At 65.6% G+C, this 15878-nt stretch carries 16 protein-coding genes; 7 read left to right on the forward strand and 9 right to left on the reverse strand.

The window, feature by feature from the left end:
• The first annotated feature begins 1 nt into the window (after position 1).
• Genes obgE through proB form a run of 3 tightly spaced genes read left to right on the forward strand, consistent with a single transcriptional unit; the run spans position 2 to position 2638 of the window.
• The gene (obgE, locus tag ACFPOU_RS01800) at positions 2-1117 is read left to right on the forward strand and encodes a GTPase ObgE (RefSeq protein ID WP_379716293.1); all 1116 of its coding nucleotides are present in this window, start codon (positions 2-4) and stop codon (positions 1115-1117) included.
• A complete protein-coding gene (locus tag ACFPOU_RS01805; RefSeq protein ID WP_379716296.1) occupies positions 1107-1523 on the forward strand; it encodes a hypothetical protein in 417 nt (138 codons plus the stop codon). Before obgE ends, ACFPOU_RS01805 begins: the two co-directional genes overlap by 11 nt.
• Positions 1520-2638, forward strand: coding sequence for a glutamate 5-kinase (proB, locus tag ACFPOU_RS01810; RefSeq protein ID WP_379716299.1), 1119 nt, complete (start codon positions 1520-1522; stop codon positions 2636-2638). Before ACFPOU_RS01805 ends, proB begins: the two co-directional genes overlap by 4 nt.
• Positions 2639-2744: 106 nt before the next feature.
• Here proB and nth read toward each other — a convergent pair whose 3' ends face one another.
• Together nth and rsxB are read right to left on the reverse strand one after the other, a co-directional pair.
• Positions 2745-3434 (reverse strand): endonuclease III, encoded by a 690-nt coding sequence (nth, locus tag ACFPOU_RS01815; RefSeq protein WP_379716302.1) that lies wholly within the window; start codon positions 3432-3434, stop codon positions 2745-2747.
• Positions 3431-4168 (reverse strand): electron transport complex subunit RsxB, encoded by a 738-nt coding sequence (rsxB, locus tag ACFPOU_RS01820; protein ID WP_379716305.1) that lies wholly within the window; start codon positions 4166-4168, stop codon positions 3431-3433. Before rsxB ends, nth begins: the two co-directional genes overlap by 4 nt.
• Positions 4169-4407: 239 nt before the next feature.
• Here rsxB and ACFPOU_RS01825 point away from each other — a divergent pair, with 239 nt between their 5' ends.
• Positions 4408-4617, forward strand: coding sequence for a hypothetical protein (locus ACFPOU_RS01825; RefSeq protein ID WP_379716308.1), 210 nt, complete (start codon positions 4408-4410; stop codon positions 4615-4617).
• A gap of 160 nt (positions 4618-4777) precedes the next feature.
• On the opposite strand, the gene ACFPOU_RS01830 is transcribed toward ACFPOU_RS01825, so the two are convergent.
• From ACFPOU_RS01830 to ACFPOU_RS01850, 5 genes are all read right to left on the reverse strand, one after another.
• Entirely contained in the window at positions 4778-6013 is a 1236-nt protein-coding gene (locus ACFPOU_RS01830; RefSeq protein ID WP_379716311.1) for a polyhydroxyalkanoate depolymerase, read from the reverse strand.
• 294 nt (positions 6014-6307) lie between these two features.
• Entirely contained in the window at positions 6308-7405 is a 1098-nt protein-coding gene (locus ACFPOU_RS01835; RefSeq protein ID WP_379716314.1) for an NAD(P)/FAD-dependent oxidoreductase, read from the reverse strand.
• Between the two features lie 157 nt (positions 7406-7562).
• Positions 7563-7886 carry a ferredoxin FdxA gene (gene fdxA / locus ACFPOU_RS01840; RefSeq protein WP_379716317.1) on the reverse strand — a complete coding sequence of 108 codons (324 nt, stop codon included), beginning with the start codon at positions 7884-7886 and terminating at the stop codon, positions 7563-7565.
• Between the two features lie 179 nt (positions 7887-8065).
• On the reverse strand, positions 8066-8347 hold the full coding sequence (locus tag ACFPOU_RS01845) for a protealysin inhibitor emfourin (protein WP_379716320.1): 282 nt from the start codon (positions 8345-8347) through the stop codon (positions 8066-8068).
• Entirely contained in the window at positions 8344-9900 is a 1557-nt protein-coding gene (locus tag ACFPOU_RS01850; RefSeq protein ID WP_379716323.1) for a gluzincin family metallopeptidase, read from the reverse strand. The genes ACFPOU_RS01845 and ACFPOU_RS01850 overlap by 4 nt, the downstream gene beginning before the upstream one ends.
• A gap of 157 nt (positions 9901-10057) precedes the next feature.
• Between ACFPOU_RS01850 and ACFPOU_RS01855 the strand changes: the two genes are divergently transcribed.
• A complete protein-coding gene (locus ACFPOU_RS01855; RefSeq protein ID WP_379716326.1) occupies positions 10058-10336 on the forward strand; it encodes a polyhydroxyalkanoic acid system family protein in 279 nt (92 codons plus the stop codon).
• Positions 10337-10434: 98 nt separating this feature from the next.
• Here ACFPOU_RS01855 and ACFPOU_RS01860 read toward each other — a convergent pair whose 3' ends face one another.
• Together ACFPOU_RS01860 and ACFPOU_RS01865 are read right to left on the reverse strand one after the other, a co-directional pair.
• Positions 10435-10689, reverse strand: coding sequence for an acyl-CoA-binding protein (locus ACFPOU_RS01860; protein WP_379716329.1), 255 nt, complete (start codon positions 10687-10689; stop codon positions 10435-10437).
• A 191-nt stretch (positions 10690-10880) separates the two neighbouring features.
• Complete coding sequence (locus ACFPOU_RS01865) at positions 10881-11237, reverse strand: FKBP-type peptidyl-prolyl cis-trans isomerase (protein ID WP_379716332.1); 357 nt, start codon at positions 11235-11237, stop codon at positions 10881-10883.
• 189 nt (positions 11238-11426) lie between these two features.
• On the opposite strand from ACFPOU_RS01865, the gene ACFPOU_RS01870 reads away from it, so the two are divergent.
• Positions 11427-12248: an EI24 domain-containing protein gene (locus tag ACFPOU_RS01870; protein WP_379716335.1), complete on the forward strand. Its 822-nt coding sequence runs from the start codon at positions 11427-11429 to the stop codon at positions 12246-12248.
• Between the two features lie 343 nt (positions 12249-12591).
• Positions 12592-15852, forward strand: a complete 3261-nt coding sequence (locus tag ACFPOU_RS01875; protein ID WP_379716338.1) for a transglycosylase domain-containing protein — start codon at positions 12592-12594, stop codon at positions 15850-15852.
• Positions 15853-15878 lie beyond the last annotated feature (26 nt).

Genomic DNA, 15878 nt, shown 5'->3' on the forward strand with positions numbered 1-15878 from the left:
AATGAAGTTTATCGACGAAGCAAGAATTGAAGTCATTGCGGGCGACGGCGGCAACGGCTGCGCCTCGTTCCTGCGCGAGAAGTTCCGTCCATTCGGCGGTCCGGACGGCGGCGACGGCGGCAAGGGCGGCTCGATCTGGGCGGTCGCGGACCGGAACATCAACACGCTGGTCGACTTCCGCTATTCGAAAACCCACCATGGCCGCCATGGCGAACCGGGCCGCGGCTCCGATTGCTACGGCAAGGGCGCCGACGATGTCTATCTGCGCATGCCCGTCGGCACGCTCATCATCGACAACATCAACGGCGAAATCATCGCCGACCTGACCGAACACGGCCAGACCGAACTGCTGGCCAAGGGCGGCGAGGGCGGCTGGGGCAACATCCACTTCAAGACCTCGACCAACCGCGCCCCGCGCCAGAAGACCGAGGGCAAGGAAGGCGAACGCCGCGAACTGCGCCTGGAACTGAAGGTGCTGGCCGACGTGGGCCTGCTGGGCATGCCGAACGCCGGCAAGTCTACGTTTATCACGGCCGTCTCGAATGCCAAGCCGAAGATCGCCGACTATCCGTTTACGACCCTGCACCCGAATCTGGGCGTGGTGCGCGTGTCGCACGAAAAGAGTTTCGTGATCGCCGACATCCCGGGCCTGATCGAAGGCGCGGCCGAAGGCGCGGGTCTCGGTCACCAGTTCCTGCGCCACCTGGCGCGTACCGGCCTGCTGCTGCACATCGTCGACATGGCGCCTTTCGAGGCGACGGTCGATCCGGTGAAGGAAGCCAAGGCGCTGATCAAGGAACTCGAGAAGTACGACGAAGACCTGCTCAACAAGCCGCGCTGGCTCGTGCTCAACAAGCTCGACGTGGTGCCGGAAGAAGAACGCAAGAAGCGCGTCAAGGACTTCATCAAGAAGATGGCCTGGAAGGGTCCTTACTTCGAGATCTCGGCCCTGAACCGCGAAGGCTGCCAGGAACTGATCAACGCGATCTACCTGCACCTGGAAGAGAAGCGCGCCCAGGACGTGCGCGTCGACGAAACGATGCAGATGACCGAAGAGGCGCGCGGCATCGTCTCGATCGATCCGGACGATCCTCGCTTCAAGATCCTTGAAGACTAATCGTCTTGTGCTCACGCGCGCCTGGGCGCGCGGCCAGCTGCTGCAGCTGGTGGCCACCGCCAGTTCGCTGGCGGCCCTCGTTGCCATGCTCGACCCGGACCGGGTCGCCACGGCAATGGGCCTGTTTCTCGTCGGCGTCAACGGCTACAGCCAGTTCTACGCCATCTATGTCGGAGTCCGTCTCGCTACCGCGGGACTGGCTGTGCTGGCGGCAAGGCGGGGCGACCAGCCCATCCTCGGCGATCTCGTTGCATTATTCCTGCTGGCCCAGCCGGCCGGGCGCCTGGTCGCGGCATTCGCGATCGGCCTGCCGCGCGGGGCTTTGTTCGTCGTATGCGGGATCGAGTTGCTGGCGGGCCTAGCCTTGCTGGCCTTGCGCCCAAGCGAAAAGAGACTCTCGCCATGAACTCCGTCATTGAGAAAGCCAGCCGCATCATCGTCAAGGTCGGCTCCTCGCTCGTCACCAATGAAGGCCGCGGCCTCGACCATGGCGCCATCGCGCGCTGGGCCACCCAGATCGCCGCGCTGCGCGCGCTCGGCAAGGAAGTCGTGCTGGTCAGCTCCGGCGCCATCGCCGAGGGCATGCTGCGCCTGGGCTTTCCCAGCCGCCCGCACGACATCCACGAACTGCAAGCCTGCGCCGCCGTCGGCCAGATGGGCCTCGCGCAGATCTACGAGACGAGCTTCAAGGCGCATGGCGTCAAGACCGCGCAGGTCTTGCTGACGCACGCCGACCTGGCCGACCGCGAACGCTACCTGAACGCGCGCGCCACCCTCACGACCCTGCTGCGCCTGGGCGTGGTCCCAATCATCAACGAGAACGATACCGTCGTCACCGACGAGATCAAGTTCGGCGACAACGACACCCTCGGCGCCCTGGTCGCCAACCTGATCGAAGCCGACGCCCTCGTCATCCTTACCGACCAGCGCGGCCTGTTTTCCGCTGACCCGCGCAAGGACCCGAACGCACGCCTGATCGAGCGCGCCCAGGCCGGCGACGCCTCCCTGGAAGCGATGGCCGGCGGCGCCGGCAGCAATATCGGCAGCGGCGGCATGCTGACTAAGGTGCTGGCCGCGCGCCGCGCCGCGCGCTCGGGCGCCCACACCGTCATCGCCTGGGGCCGCGAGCCGGAAGTGCTCACGCGCCTGGCCCGGGGCGAGGCGATCGGCACCGAACTGAACGCCGCGACCACGCGCCTGACGGCGCGGCGCCAGTGGATGGTCGACCACCTGCATACGGCGGGCGAGGTCGTGCTCGACGCCGGCGCGGTCCAGAAGCTCACGCACGAGGGCAAGTCGCTGCTGCCGATCGGCGTCGTCGCGGTGAAGGGCGAGTTCGGCCGCGGCCAGGTGATCACCTGCGTCAGCGAAGCCGGCCAGCCCATCGCGCGCGGCCTGACCAGCTACACCAGCGCCGAAGTGCGCCGCATCATGCGCCATGCGTCGCACGAGATCGAAACCATCCTCGGCTACATGGAGGGACCGGAGCTGGTCCACCGCGACAACCTCGTCCTGCTCTGAAACGACCGTGACGACCATGCACCCGCGCCGCCGTGGCGCAGGTCCGGGTCGACGCCTGTCACGCCAGGGGCGCGCCGCACGGCGCGCAGGCTCGATTACACCCGCGTCAACCGTCCGCCAGCAGCGCCGGCGGCACCGGCGCAGGCGCGATCACATCGTCCGGCGCGGGCGTCTTGTCGCGGTACTCGCACAAGTCGTTGATGATGCAGTTCCAGCATTTCGGCCGGCGCGCCACGCAGGTGTAACGCCCGTGCAGGATCAGCCAGTGATGGGCGTCGTGCAGGAATTCCTTGGGCACGAACTTGAGCAGCTTGGCCTCGACCTGGTCGACGTTCTTGCCTGGTGCAATTTTCGTGCGGTTCGAAACGCGGAAGATGTGGGTGTCGACCGCCATCGTCGGCTCCCCGAAGGCGGTATTGAGGACCACGTTGGCGGTCTTGCGGCCCACGCCCGGCAGGGCTTCGAGCGCCTCCCTTGCGCGCGGGACCTCGCCGCCGTGCCGGTCGACCAGGATCTGGCAAGTGGCGATCACGTTCTTCGCCTTGGTGTTGTACAGGCCGATGGTCGAGATATAGGTTTTCAGCTCGTCGAGCCCCAGGTCGAGGATTTTCTGCGGCGTGTTGGCCACCGGGTACAGGCGGCGCGTCGCCTTGTTCACGCCGACGTCGGTCGACTGCGCCGACAATAGCACGGCGATCAGCAGTTCGAAGGGCGTCGTGTATTCCAGCTCGGTGGTCGGATGGGGGTTGGCGGCGCGCAAGCGCGTGAATATTGCTAAGCGTTTGGCCGGATTCATTCGTTCGTCTTGTGGTCGGGCGCCGGTTGTGCCGGAGTCGCGGCGCGCTGGCGCGCGCGTTCCATGGCGGCCGCGATAATGGCGCGCTTGCGCTCCTTCTCGGCCAGTTCTTCCGGCGTGTTCGTTACTTCGGCGGTGACTTCGCGCATCTTCTCGAGCGCCTTGGCGGCCAGGCGCGCATCGTTTTCTTCGCGCTCGCGCTTCAAGCGTTCGGTGCGGAAATCATGGCGCGCGCGCGCCGCGTCCGCCGCTTGCTGCGACCAGGCGGCCCAGCCGGTGGCCTCGCCCGTCACCGGCACCATGCTGATGCAGTCCACCGGGCAGGGCGCCACGCACAGGTCGCAGCCGGTGCACAGGCTCGGCAGGATGGTGTGCATCTGCTTGGCCGCGCCGATGATCGCGTCCACCGGGCAGGCCTGGATGCACAGGGTGCAGCCGATGCACAGGGCTTCGTCGATGAAGGCGACCGGACGCGGGCGCTCGACACCGTTGGCCGGGTTGATCGGGATGACCTTGCGGCCCGTGACGGCGGCCAGGCGGCGCACGCCCTCGATGCCGCCGGGCGGGCACTGGTTGATCTCGGCTTCGCCGGACGCGATGGCTTCGGCATAGGGACGGCATGCCGGATAGCCGCACTTCGTGCATTGCGTCTGCGGCAGCTGGTCTTCGATCAGGTCGGCAAGGGTCTTGGTCACGGGGCGGGTGGAGGCGAAGGCACGGGTTAAAGGCGTCATTATCCGATAAAAGAGAACACGGTGCGAAGCGCTACGGCGAGCGCGTCGCGTGCATGCGGGAGAAGCATCCATCGAACGCCGCGGTCCCCGCGGCCGGCGCGGCCGGCGCCCGCCCCGGCTCGCCGCAAACGCGGCACGCAATCTGCGCCGTAAGTGACGCATCGTACAGATGTGATCCGCCAGCGGTGGCTTAATGGGGCATGGGCCGCTCGAAGCGGTCAACGCCTACAGGAGAACATATGAACGAATGGATTATCGCCCCCTTGCTCGAACCGGACCCGACTGGCGTGGTATCGCACACGCCCGGTGGCGGCGGCGCGGGAGCGGACAGCAAGCCGGCCGAGGAAACGGCCGACGACCGCCGCCACGGCGACCGCCGCGATGGCCACGATGACGAAGCCGATCCCGACTTCGGCCGCGGCGAGGACCGGCGCGACGACGCGGTATAACAGCCGCCGCAGTCGAAACAGCGGGACAAAGAAATGCCACGACGCGTCGTGGCATTGTCGTTTGCGGCGCCGGTCTTAGCGCCGAGCCTGCGCGAGAAAAAGCCCCGGAGGCCATGAGGCCGCCGGGGCTGTCGGATGCATTGCGCCCGCTGTTGAACGATCAGCTGAACTCGCGAATGAACTCGCCGAGCTTCGGGCAGATCGTCTCGCGCCAGCGGCGGCCCGAAAAGATGCCGTAGTGGCCGGCTTTCGGCGCCACGAAGTCGCGCTTCATGTTGTCGGGAATACTGCTGCACAGGTCATGCGCGGCCTGGGTCTGGCCGGCGCCGGAGATGTCGTCGAGCTCGCCTTCGATGGTGAACAGGGCGACCGATTCGATGTCCTGCGGACGCACCGGCTTGCCGCCGACTTCCCAGGTGCCCTTCGGCAGGCGGAATTCCTGGAACACGATCTTGATGGTGTCGAGGTAGTATTCGGCCGGCATGTCGAGGACGGCATTGTATTCATCGTAGAACTGGCGGTGGCTTTCCGCCGAATCGTCGTCGCCGCGCACCAGGTGCTGGTAGAACTCGCGGTGACTCTGGGCGTGGCGGCCCGGATTCATGGCGATGAAGCCGGCATGCTGCAGGAAGCCCGGATAGACCTTGCGTCCGTAGCCTGCGTAATTGCCCGGCACCGCATAAATCACGGTGTTCTCGAACCACGAGAACGGCTTTTCGATGGCCAGGTCGTTGACGGCGGTCGGCGAGCGGCGCGGGTCGATCGGACCGCCCATCATCGTCATCGTCTTCGGCAGCTTCGGGTCCTTGTCGCTCGCCATCAGCGAGATCGCGGCCAGCACCGGCACCGTCGGCTGGCACACCGAAATGACATGCAGGTCCGGGCCCAGGGCGCGGATGAACTCCTGGACGTAATAGATGTAGTTATCGAGGTGGAAGGGGCCGTCGGACAAGGGCACCATGCGCGCATCGATCCAATCGGTGATGAAGACATCATGGTCGGGCAACAGGGCGCGCACGGTGTCGCGCAGGAGCGTCGAATGGTGGCCCGACAGCGGGGCGACCAGCAGGACGGTCGGCTGGGCCAGTCCTGCCAAGGTCGCATCCGGCAAGTCTTTTTTAAAGTGCAGCAATCTGCAGAACGGCTTGGCGACGGCCACCTGCTCCTTGATGGCCACCGTCTCGCCCTTGATGGCAACGGTGTCGATACCGAACGGCGGCTTTTCGTAGTCCTTGCCCAAGCGATACATCAGCTCGTACCCGGCCGCGATACGCTGCGAGAACGGGGTGTGGGCGAAGGGAGAAACCGGATTCGAAAACATTTTCGACGACGCATCCGCCCACTGCATCAGCGGAGTCAGGAGGGAGCGTTGCATCTCGTGCAGTTGATAAAGCATAGGAATTCCTTCAGGTGATGCGTGTTGCCCGGACGCCGGGTCCGGAGCCTTGCGCCTGGCACGTTTGCCGTGTCGGCTCCATCGCTCAGTGCGCGAAATTTAAACAGCCAATTATAGGATAACTTGCTTGACGAAAGGAATTTCCGTTCCCCTTGGAGGGTCATGCCAGCTCTGTTTTGCGCACGCTTAACGCGGTTATACACCTGATTTCGATAGGCCGTCGGTGATGCGGCGCACATAAAAACAAATGCCCCGGGGGACCGGGGCTTTGTGGTTTCGATGCGACTCGACGAATCAGTCGAAGACCGGGGTTTCGACGCCCAGGATCTTGTGCAGCTTCGGCGAGGTCGTCGTGTACTGCATATGGATCTTCTTGTCCGGGAAGATGTAGGGCGCCGCGCCGAAGGCGGCCAGGGCCGCTTCGTGGAAGCCCGACAGGATCAGCTTCTTCTTGCCCGGGTAGGTATTGATGTCGCCCACGGCGAAGATGCCCGGCACGTTGGTTTCGAACTTCTCGGTGTCGACCACTTTCAGCTGGCGGCGCTCGATGTCCAGGCCCCACTCGGCAATCGGGCCCAGCTTTGGCGACAGGCCGAAGAAGACCAGCAACATGTCGAGCGGCACACGGCGGGTGACGCCGTCGGCGCCGGTGACTTTCACTTCGGTCAGCTTGCCGTCGGTTTCGTCGAAACCGGTAACCTGGCCGATGATCAGCTGCATTTCGTATTCGTCGCACAAGGCCTTCATCTTGGCCACCGACGCCGGCGCGGCGCGGAAGTCTTCGCGGCGGTGCAGCAGCACGACCGATTCGGCCTTGCCGACGAAGTTCAGCGCCCAGTCCAGCGCGGAGTCGCCGCCGCCGCAGATGACCAGGTTCTTGCCTTCGAAAAGCGAAGGATCCTTGACCCGGTAGTGCAGCTGGGTGTTGTCGAACTTGTCGATGCCGTCGACCTTGATCGTGCGCGCCTGGAAAGAGCCGACGCCGGCCGCGATGAAGATGGTCTTGGTAATGAAGCGGGTGCCGGCCGAGGTTTCGACGTTGAAGCGGCCGTCTTCGCGGCGCTGCACGGTCGTCACTTCCTGGCCCAGGTGGAAGGTCGGCTCGAAGGGCTCGATCTGCTTGAGCAGGTTGTCGGTCAGTTCCTGGCCGGTGCACACCGGCACGGCCGGGATGTCGTAGATCGGCTTGTCGGGATACAGCTCGACGCACTGGCCGCCGACGGCGGCGAGCGAGTCGATGACGTGGGCCTTGATCTCGAGCAGGCCGAGTTCAAACACCTGGAACAGGCCAACCGGGCCCGCGCCGATGATGACGGCGTCGGCGTCGATGGCGCCGGCGAACGAACTGTTAGGGGCGATGCTGCCCGCATCATGGGTGGCACTGATAGTCATGCGCAATGGTCCTGTTGATTTTCGAAGAGAGGGGCGCTGGAGATAGGGGCGTTGGTGCATGCCCCGCTGCCGCAATGGCCGCTAGTGTGCCATGGAAGACGCGTGCTTGCTGGCGAGGGTCGAAAACCGGCCCCAGCAGGCACGAGTAAGACCCGGATCAGCGGGCCAGCTGTTCCAGCTTGTTCTTGACGTCTTTCCACTTGTCCGCGTCGGGCAGGGCCGGCTTGGTCTTGGTAATCGACGGCCAGGCGCGCGACAGGTCGGCGTTGATCTTGATGAATTGCTGCTGGTCGCCCGGCACGTCTTCCTCGGCATAGATCGCATTCACCGGGCATTCGGCCACGCACACGGCGCAGTCGATGCACTCGTCAGGGTCAATCGCGAGGAAATTCGGGCCTTCCCGGAAACAATCGACCGGGCATACATCGACGCAGTCGGTGTAACGACAGCTGATGCACGATTCGGTGACAACGTGGGTCATAACAGTCCTATCTATGGTGGGGTGCCGCGGCGTCAGGGCGCAAAACAGGGCCGCCCGCATGGCAAAGCACTGTATTTTAGGGCAATTCGAGTTTTCCTACAAATCACGCTTAGACACAATATACATAAGCAAATGTGATGAGCGACGCGCGATTTGCCCCGCTGCCGGGCTCGGGGCCGTCAGCCGAGCGTGCGCAGGTGGGCCAGCAAGGCCGGCCAGCCGGCGGCATTGAGGGCGCCGTCGTCGAGCAGCCGGACCGAATGGCAGCGTTCGCCATCCTCGACCGTGATTTCCCAGCGCGGCAGGTCGGACCCGACCGCGGACGTGGGGGCGGGGCCGAAGAAATCGGCCTGGCGCACCAGGGCTTCGAGCGCCTGCCCGTCGGGGCGGCAGGCCGTGTCGAGCTCGACGCAGCGCTCGATGCCGGCGAAGCCGCCGGCCATTTTCGCGCGGATCTTCACGAGGCGGCCGGTATCGGCCGGACGGCGCCGGCCTGCGGCTGGCCGACCGGTTCCGGCGCCGGTTCGAGCGTCAGCTCGGCGCCGGCCGGCCCGTTGCGGCCGCGTTCGGCGCACCAGCGCGCCAGCGCCTGCGCCTCGGCGTCGAGCACGCGTTCGATGTCGTAGTATTCGGCCAGGTTCATGGTGCCGCAGCAGGCGCGCCGGTCCTGCTGGGCGCCGGGCGCGTCGCAGACGACGGCCGCCAGGCGCCGGAAGGCGCAGGGGGCGGCCGCCATCGTGCCGGCCGGTTCGGCCGGTTCGGCCGGTAGCGGCGGATCCTCGCCCGCTTCCGGCGCGCCGACGACCTGGCGGACCGTGAACTGGTGCCGGATCGAATCGGCATGGCTGGCCGGTTTGCCGTCCTCGCCAGTCAGGCGCAGCATTTCGTTGACCACATCGGCATAGGTGGCGGCGATGTCGGGCGCGGCCACCAGCGCGCGCAGCACCAGGCCGCGCAGCCAGGCGGCGACCCGGTGCAGCACGGCGGCGTCGTCCTCGAACACCGGATTGCGCTCGAGCGCGAAGATGTCGGCCAGGATATCGTAGACGGCACCGGTAAACACCTGCGAGATCGCGTGGACCTGGGTGCCGGCCTCGGACAGGGTCAGGTCGTTGTCGGCATTGCGCAGGCCCGTGGTGCCGCCGAGCGCCAGGCCGAATTGCTCGGCGATGTCGGCCAGGAAGGTCTTGTCGTGCAGGCGCGCCTTGGTCTGGGCCACCACCGCCTCGCACTGGTCGAGCTGGGAAAGGGCCAGGAAGATCGCGGTCAGGTCGCCGAAGGCTTCGTGCAGGCCGCCCGTCTGCGGCGGGGCGTCGGCCAGCAGCCAGTGCGGCTTCAGCCCGTCGAGCACGGCGTGGCCGGTTTCATGCGCGACGATGTCGAAGGAGCGGCAGGTAAACACACGCTCCTTCTGGCCGGACGGGACGAAGTCACCGAACTTCAGGCAGTTCTGGCTGCGGCTGTAGAATGCATTCATCACGTTCGGCAGGCCGTGGGGGAAGATGTGCAGCGGCGCCGTGTCGATGCTGCTGTTCCATTGCCAGGGCAACGGCATCTCGGCGCCTGCCGAGGACAGCGAGCGCTGGTACATCGTCAGCGTCTGGCGTACCACGGCGAACGTATGGACGGCGTCGAATTGCGGCGTGTCGGGCATGGTCACGAAATCGCCGAAGGCATTCGGCTCGACCGGGCTGATGCCGGGGTCGCCCGAGGCGATGCGGGCGTCGCGCGGTCCGGCCAGTACCACGCCCGGCAGGAAGGCCTTGCGCGTGCCCATGTCGAGCACCGAGGGATCCTGCTTCCACATCAGCACGCGCGCGCCGAACGCGTAGGGCAGGGGCACGTTCGGATCGGGTGGCGACTCGGCGCCGCGCGGCGCGCCGGGCTGGTCGAGCAGCTGGGCCGCCTTGCGGTGCTGGCGGTAGGGCGCGCTCGGGGTGGGGATGAAGGCGACCGGGGGCTGGTCGCGCTCGAAAGCAAGGGGGTCGTCCGGCAGCAGGGCTCGTTGTTCCATGGCGCAATCCTCGTATGATTGAGATACCTCATGCGATACTCGCGCCCTCCACGGATCGGGTTTTGACTAGGATCAATTGCACAGCGGGCTGGCAAGAGGCTGATGCAACTGGCATGATGGCGGATTGTCTTGCGCGTCAGCAGAAGAGAGGGAGTACATGGCGGATATCCAGATCGTCCAGGAACACAACCTGAGCCCGGAACGGGCGCGCGCCGCGGCGCAACAAGTGGCCGACAAGGTCGCCGCCGAGTTCGGCATGCAGTGGCGCTGGGAAGGCGACGTGTTGCGTTTCGAGCGCAGCGGCGTCGAAGGCGCGCTGACACTGGGCGAACGGCGCGCGGCGCTGCAGATCCGGCTGGGAATGTTGATGAGTGCGTTTCGCCCGGCGATCGAGGCGAAGGTGACGGACAAGATGCGGCGGCTTTTCGCGGGGTAAAAACCTATCTCGGTAAGCAGTGGCGCGGCGTGGGGTCGCGCCTTGCCCGCGCTTGCCATGCATCGTCACCACTTCCTCATTCCCGCTGAAATAGGTTCTTAGCCCTTCAGCTCTTCGATCAAATCCACATACTGCTGCATCGCCTCGTCCTTCGAGGTGCCCTTCAAGGCGTCCCAGGCGTCGAACTTGGCGCGGCCGACCATGTCGGTGAAGCCTGGGCGCTCACCGGTGGCGTCGCCGCTGGAAGCCTGCTTGAACAGCGCATAGATCTTCAGCAAGGTCATGTTGTCCGGGCGTTCCGGCAGGTTCTTCGAATCGGCCTGGGCCTGGGCGAACTGGTCCTGCAAGCTCATACATACTCCTGTCTCTGGTTGCGTGAATGTGCATTGACGGTCGTGCAATGCGCGCGGCCATCTTAGCGCACGGTGCGCCGGATCAGGTGTATTGGCGGGGTATTTTAGAGGGGATGCTCGACGCGCATGGCCGATGCGGGAGGGAGGCCGCGTTCCTGGAAGCGCGGCCGTCCTTGTACCGGGGCAGGTCCTTAGACCTTGAGCAGCTCGACGTCGAAGATCAGGGTCGCGTTTGGCGGGATCACGCCGCCGGCGCCGCGGGCGCCGTAGCCCAGGCTGGCGGGAATCGTCAGACGGCGCGCGCCGCCGACCTTCATGCCTTGCACGCCTTCGTCCCAGCCCTTGATCACGTGGCCGGCGCCCAGCGGGAACTGGAACGGATCGTTACGGTCTTTGCTCGAATCGAACTTGGCGCCCGGGGTGCCGTCGTCGTTGCGCAGCCAGCCGGTGTAGTGGACGGTGACGTAGGCACCGGCTTTCGCCTCGGCGCCGTCGCCGACGACGGTGTCTTCGTATTGCAGGCCGGAATCAGTGGTGGTAGTGGACATGTTGTTCCCTCGATATCTAGTGAACGGCGATTGTAGTGCATGCCCGGTCAAACTGCCATCCGACATCCCCGTCGCCATGCTTTTCCCATGCGGCGGCCTGGCCGCCCAATCGCGTCTACAATGTCCTTTTACTATCGGGAGCCACGCAGCCATGCATCGACCTTTCCTGGATGAATTTGGGAGCCGGCCGTGAACGGCGTCGCCACCGCCTGGGCGCGCGCGCTGCGCGCCGGCTTCTCGCGCCGCATGATGCTGCTGTCGCTGGCGCCGCTGCTGCTCTCGCTACTGGCCTGGGGTGGCTTGCTGTGGGCCTTCGGCCCGGCCCTGTTCGACTGGCTCGGCGCCATGTTCCGCGAATATGGCTGGTTCCAGGCCAGCGGCACGCTGCTCTCGAACCTGGGCCTGGGCATGCTGAAGGTCGTCGTCGTGCCGCTGGTCGCGGTCCTGCTGTTGTTGCCGCTGATGATAGGATCGTCGCTGCTGTTCATGGGCATCTTCGCGATGCCCTCGATCGAGCGCTACGTCAGCCGCCAGCAGTTTCCCGCCCTGGCGCGGGAACAGGGCGGCAGCTTCGCGGGCAGCGTCTGGATGAACATCACCAGCGTGCTGGTGTTCGCGCTGCTGTGGGTCGTGACGATCCCGCTGTATGCGATCCCGCCGCTGGCCGTGCTGGTCCAGGCCGCGCTGTGGGGCTGGGTGTCCTCGCGCGTGATGAGCTATGACGCGCTCGCCGCGCATGCCAGTGCGGCCGAGCGGCGCGCCATCATGCAGGGGCATCGCTGGCCCTTGCTGGCGATCGGCATGGCCTCGGGCGTGCTGGGCGCCTTGCCGGGGCTGGCCTGGATCGGCGGCGCGGTGCTGGCCGTGGCCTTGTTTCCCTTCCTCGCGATCCTCTCGGTCTGGCTTTATCTGCTGATTTTCCTGTTCACGGGACTCTGGTTCCAGTACTACTGTCTGCAGGTGCTGGACGACATGCGCCGAGCCGCGACCAGCGCGCCGCTGGCCGCTTGAACACGCGCGAGAAACAGCGCAAACGGCCGCACAACCTGGCAATGTAGGAGGGGAATACAATGCTTGTAAGCATCAATGCTATCCCGATAACTCTGCCGTTGTTTTTTTGCGAAAAAAATCCGGGCAGGTCAAATTTGTTAGACAGGGCTTCATGCAAAACCTGTTGATGTGGTGGAATGATGACTTGGACGCCGTAACAATTCATGCGACATCCGGCGCCATAATTCGAACCACCAACGTGAACCAACGACCACCTCGATCACTCTCGAACAGACCGGCAGCAGGGATGGCGAGCAGGTTGACAGGGATTGCAGGAATTACGATTCAAACCGGTTGAGCCATCATGGAAAGTACCCGCCGTTTCAAACGGCCCCGTAACGTATTTCGCGCCTTGCGCGGCCAAGCCGGCGGCAATGCCGCGCCCGCGGTCGACGCGAGCGACCCGGCCATGCAGGACGCGTCCTTGCGCGAACCCCATCCTCACCTGTCGCTGGTGACCGAAGCGGGCGCGCCCGCGGGCACGGGTCCGGGGGACCTGTCCGGCGCCGCGCCCGAGCCCGGGCACGAAGGCGAGCCGCCCAAAGGCAGGGGCCGCGGCAAGCTCATCCTGTTCGGCCTGCTGCTGGTGGTCGTGGCCGCCGGTTCCGGCTACGCGGTCTATGAAACACGCACCTCGACCCTGCAGGCGAAAATCTTTGCCGGCATGATGAAGGACGTGCACTACCGCATGGAAAAAGGGCCGAGCGACGCGATCCGCTTCCCGGCCGAAAGTCCCTACGACGCCCGCCTCGGCTACTCGCACCTGCCGGCCTTCCTCACCCGGCTGCAGGGGCGCGATTACATGATCGAAGCGCAGGCGCGCATGTCGCCCAAGATGCTGGAACTGGCCGACCGCGGCCTGTTCGCGACCTACCGCGAAAAGACCCGTACCGGCCTCGAGATCCTCGACTGCCGCAGCCAGCCGCTGTTCGCCGCGCGCTTCCCGGAGCGCTTCTACGACCGCTTCGACGACACGCCGCAACTGCTGGTGCAAAGCCTGCTGTTCATCGAAAACCGCGAACTGCTCGACCCGGCCTACCCGAAACGCAATCCGGCCGTCGAATGGGACCGTTTCTCGAAAGCCGTGTTCGACAAGTCGCTCAGCGCCATCGGCCTCAGCGGCGGCGGGCGCGTGGCCGGCGGCTCGACCCTGGCCACCCAGATCGAAAAATACCGCCACTCGCCGGAAGGACGCACCGCCTCGCTCCAGGACAAGCTGATCCAGATGGCCTCGGCCACGCTGCGCGCCTACCAGGACGGCGAAGACACCACCGGCGCGCGGCGCCAGATCGTGCTCGACTACCTGAACACGGTGCCGCTCTCGGCCAAGCCCGGCTACGGCGAAGTCAACGGCATCGGCGACGGCATGTGGGTCTGGTACGGGCGCGATTTCAAGACCGTGAGCGAGACCCTCAAGGGCCGCATGGACACGCCGCAGGCGGTGCTGGTCTACAAGGAAGCGCTGTCGCTGATGATCGCGCAGCGCCGCCCGGCGTATTACCTCGGCGCCGGCAAGAGCGACCTCGAAATCCTGACCGACAGCCACCTGCGCGTGCTGGCGCAGTCCGGCGTGATCACGCCGCAGCTGCGCGACGCCGCGCTGGCCGCCAAGCTCAAGCCGGCGCTGGCCTCGGGCGTCGAAGCGCCGGCCGCGAACGCCTTCGTGTCGCGCAAGGCCGCGAACGCGGTACGCAACCACCTCGGCTACCTGCTGGGCGAACCGCGCCTGTACAACCTCGACCGCCTCGACATGTCGGTGGTGTCGACGCTCGACTCGGAAGCCCAGCAAGCCGTCACGGCGGCCCTGCGCCGCCTGAAGACCCCGGAAGCGGCGCAGGAAGCCGGCCTGACCGGCAAGGGTCTGCTCGGCAATGGCGACCCTTCGCAAGTGGTCTACAGCTTCACGCTGATGGAGCGCGGCGAGAACGTCAATTACCTGCGCGTGCAGACCGATAACTACGACCAGCCGCTCGACATCAACGAGCAGGCCAAGCTCGACCTCGGCTCGACCGCCAAGCTGCGCACGCTGGTGACCTACCTCGACATCGTCGACCAGCTGCACAAGCGCTATGGCGCCATGGATCCGAAGGCGTTGCGCGAAGCGCGCATCGACCCGAAAGACCGCATGAGCCAGTGGGGCATCGAATACTTCCAGGCGCTGCCGGCGAACGCCGACCGGGGCCTGGCGCCGATGCTCGCCGCCGCCATGGCGCGCAAGTATTCGGCCAATCCGGGCGAGGGCTTCTTCACCGGCGGCGGCCTGCATTACTTCGGCAACTTCAGCAAGCTCGACAACTCGAAGATCATGACGGTGCAGGAAGCGCTGCAGCAGTCGACCAACCTCGTGTTCGTGCGCATGATGCGCGACGTGGCGCGCTACTACATGTTCCAGTTGCCGGGCTCCTCGGCGGCCTTGCTGGCCGACGCCGACGACCCGCGCCGCGCCGAATACCTGGCGCGCTTCGCCGATGCCGAAGGCAAGACCTTCCTGGCGAAATTCTGGAACAAGTACAAGGGCAAGACCGGAGCCGAAGCCCAGGCGCTGCTGCTGGCCGGCGTGCGTCCGGCGGCATCGAAACTGGCCGCCGTGCACCGCACGATCGCGCCGAAGGCAACGCTGCAGGAATTTGCCGCCTTCATCGATGCCGCGCTGCCCAACGAAGTGGATCCGGAACGCATCGAGAAGATGTACCAGCAATACGCCCCGGCCAACATGTCGCTGGCCGACCGCGGCTATGTCGCCTCGACCCATCCGCTCGAATTGTGGCTGGTCGGCTACCTGCGCACCCATCCCAAAACCAGCTGGACCGAAGCCGTGAAGGCGAGCGTGCGCGAGCGCCAGGAAGTCTATTCCTGGCTGTTCAAGACGAACCGCAAGAACGCCCAGGACAAGCGCATCGCCGGCCTGCTGGAAGTCGAATCCTTCCTCAAGATCCATGCCCAGTGGAAGAAGATGGGGTATCCGTTCGACTCGCTGGTGCCTTCGTATGCGACGACGCTGGGCGCGTCCGCCGACCGTCCGGCCGCGCTGGCCGAGCTGATGGGCATCATCATCAACGGCGGCGTGCGCAAACCCGTCGAGCGCATCGATTCGATGCACTTCGCCAAGGGCACGCCCTACGAGACCCAGGTCAAGCGCGCCAAGAAGGTCGAGAGCGAAGTCGTGCTGGCGCCGGAAGTGGCGCGCGCCGTGGCCGATGCGATCCGCGGCGTGGTCTCGGACGGTACCGCCAAGCGCGTCAAGACGGCATTCGCCACCGCCGACGGCAGCGTGGTGGCGGTCGGCGGCAAGACCGGTACCGGCGACCAGCGCTTCGACGTGTATGCACGCGGCGGGCGCCTGATCGAGTCGCGCTACGTGAACCGTTCGGCGACGTTCGTCTTCAACATCGGCGAGCGTTTCTACGGTTCCATGACGGCTTACGTGCATGGTCCGCAGTCGGAAAACTACGACTTTACCAGCGCCTTGCCGTCGCAGTTGCTGGTCACGCTGGCGCCCAGCCTGATGCCGATGATCGAACCGCCGCAAGGCAGCGTGGGCGCCCAGCGCCAGTGCGTTCGTTGAAGGGCGGCATCGGGGCAGGCGAGCGC

The sequence above is a fragment of the Massilia jejuensis genome, from assembly GCF_042656795.1.
Classification (GTDB): domain Bacteria; phylum Pseudomonadota; class Gammaproteobacteria; order Burkholderiales; family Burkholderiaceae_D; genus Telluria; species Telluria jejuensis.

Bases quoted from the DNA above. Each gene is read 5' to 3' on its own strand.
- obgE (WP_379716293.1), top strand. From the start codon at position 2: ATGAAGTTTATCGACGAAGCAAGAATTGAAGTCATTGCGGGCGACGGC.
- proB (WP_379716299.1), top strand. From the start codon at position 1,520: ATGAACTCCGTCATTGAGAAAGCCAGCCGCATCATCGTCAAGGTCGGC.
- nth (WP_379716302.1), bottom strand. From the start codon at position 3,434: ATGAATCCGGCCAAACGCTTAGCAATATTCACGCGCTTGCGCGCCGCC.
- rsxB (WP_379716305.1), bottom strand. From the start codon at position 4,168: ATGACGCCTTTAACCCGTGCCTTCGCCTCCACCCGCCCCGTGACCAAG.
- ACFPOU_RS01825 (WP_379716308.1), top strand. From the start codon at position 4,408: ATGAACGAATGGATTATCGCCCCCTTGCTCGAACCGGACCCGACTGGC.
- ACFPOU_RS01830 (WP_379716311.1), bottom strand. From the start codon at position 6,013: ATGCTTTATCAACTGCACGAGATGCAACGCTCCCTCCTGACTCCGCTG.
- ACFPOU_RS01835 (WP_379716314.1), bottom strand. From the start codon at position 7,405: ATGACTATCAGTGCCACCCATGATGCGGGCAGCATCGCCCCTAACAGT.
- fdxA (WP_379716317.1), bottom strand. From the start codon at position 7,886: ATGACCCACGTTGTCACCGAATCGTGCATCAGCTGTCGTTACACCGAC.
- ACFPOU_RS01850 (WP_379716323.1), bottom strand. From the start codon at position 9,900: ATGGAACAACGAGCCCTGCTGCCGGACGACCCCCTTGCTTTCGAGCGC.
- ACFPOU_RS01855 (WP_379716326.1), top strand. From the start codon at position 10,058: ATGGCGGATATCCAGATCGTCCAGGAACACAACCTGAGCCCGGAACGG.
- ACFPOU_RS01860 (WP_379716329.1), bottom strand. From the start codon at position 10,689: ATGAGCTTGCAGGACCAGTTCGCCCAGGCCCAGGCCGATTCGAAGAAC.
- ACFPOU_RS01865 (WP_379716332.1), bottom strand. From the start codon at position 11,237: ATGTCCACTACCACCACTGATTCCGGCCTGCAATACGAAGACACCGTC.
- ACFPOU_RS01875 (WP_379716338.1), top strand. From the start codon at position 12,592: ATGGAAAGTACCCGCCGTTTCAAACGGCCCCGTAACGTATTTCGCGCC.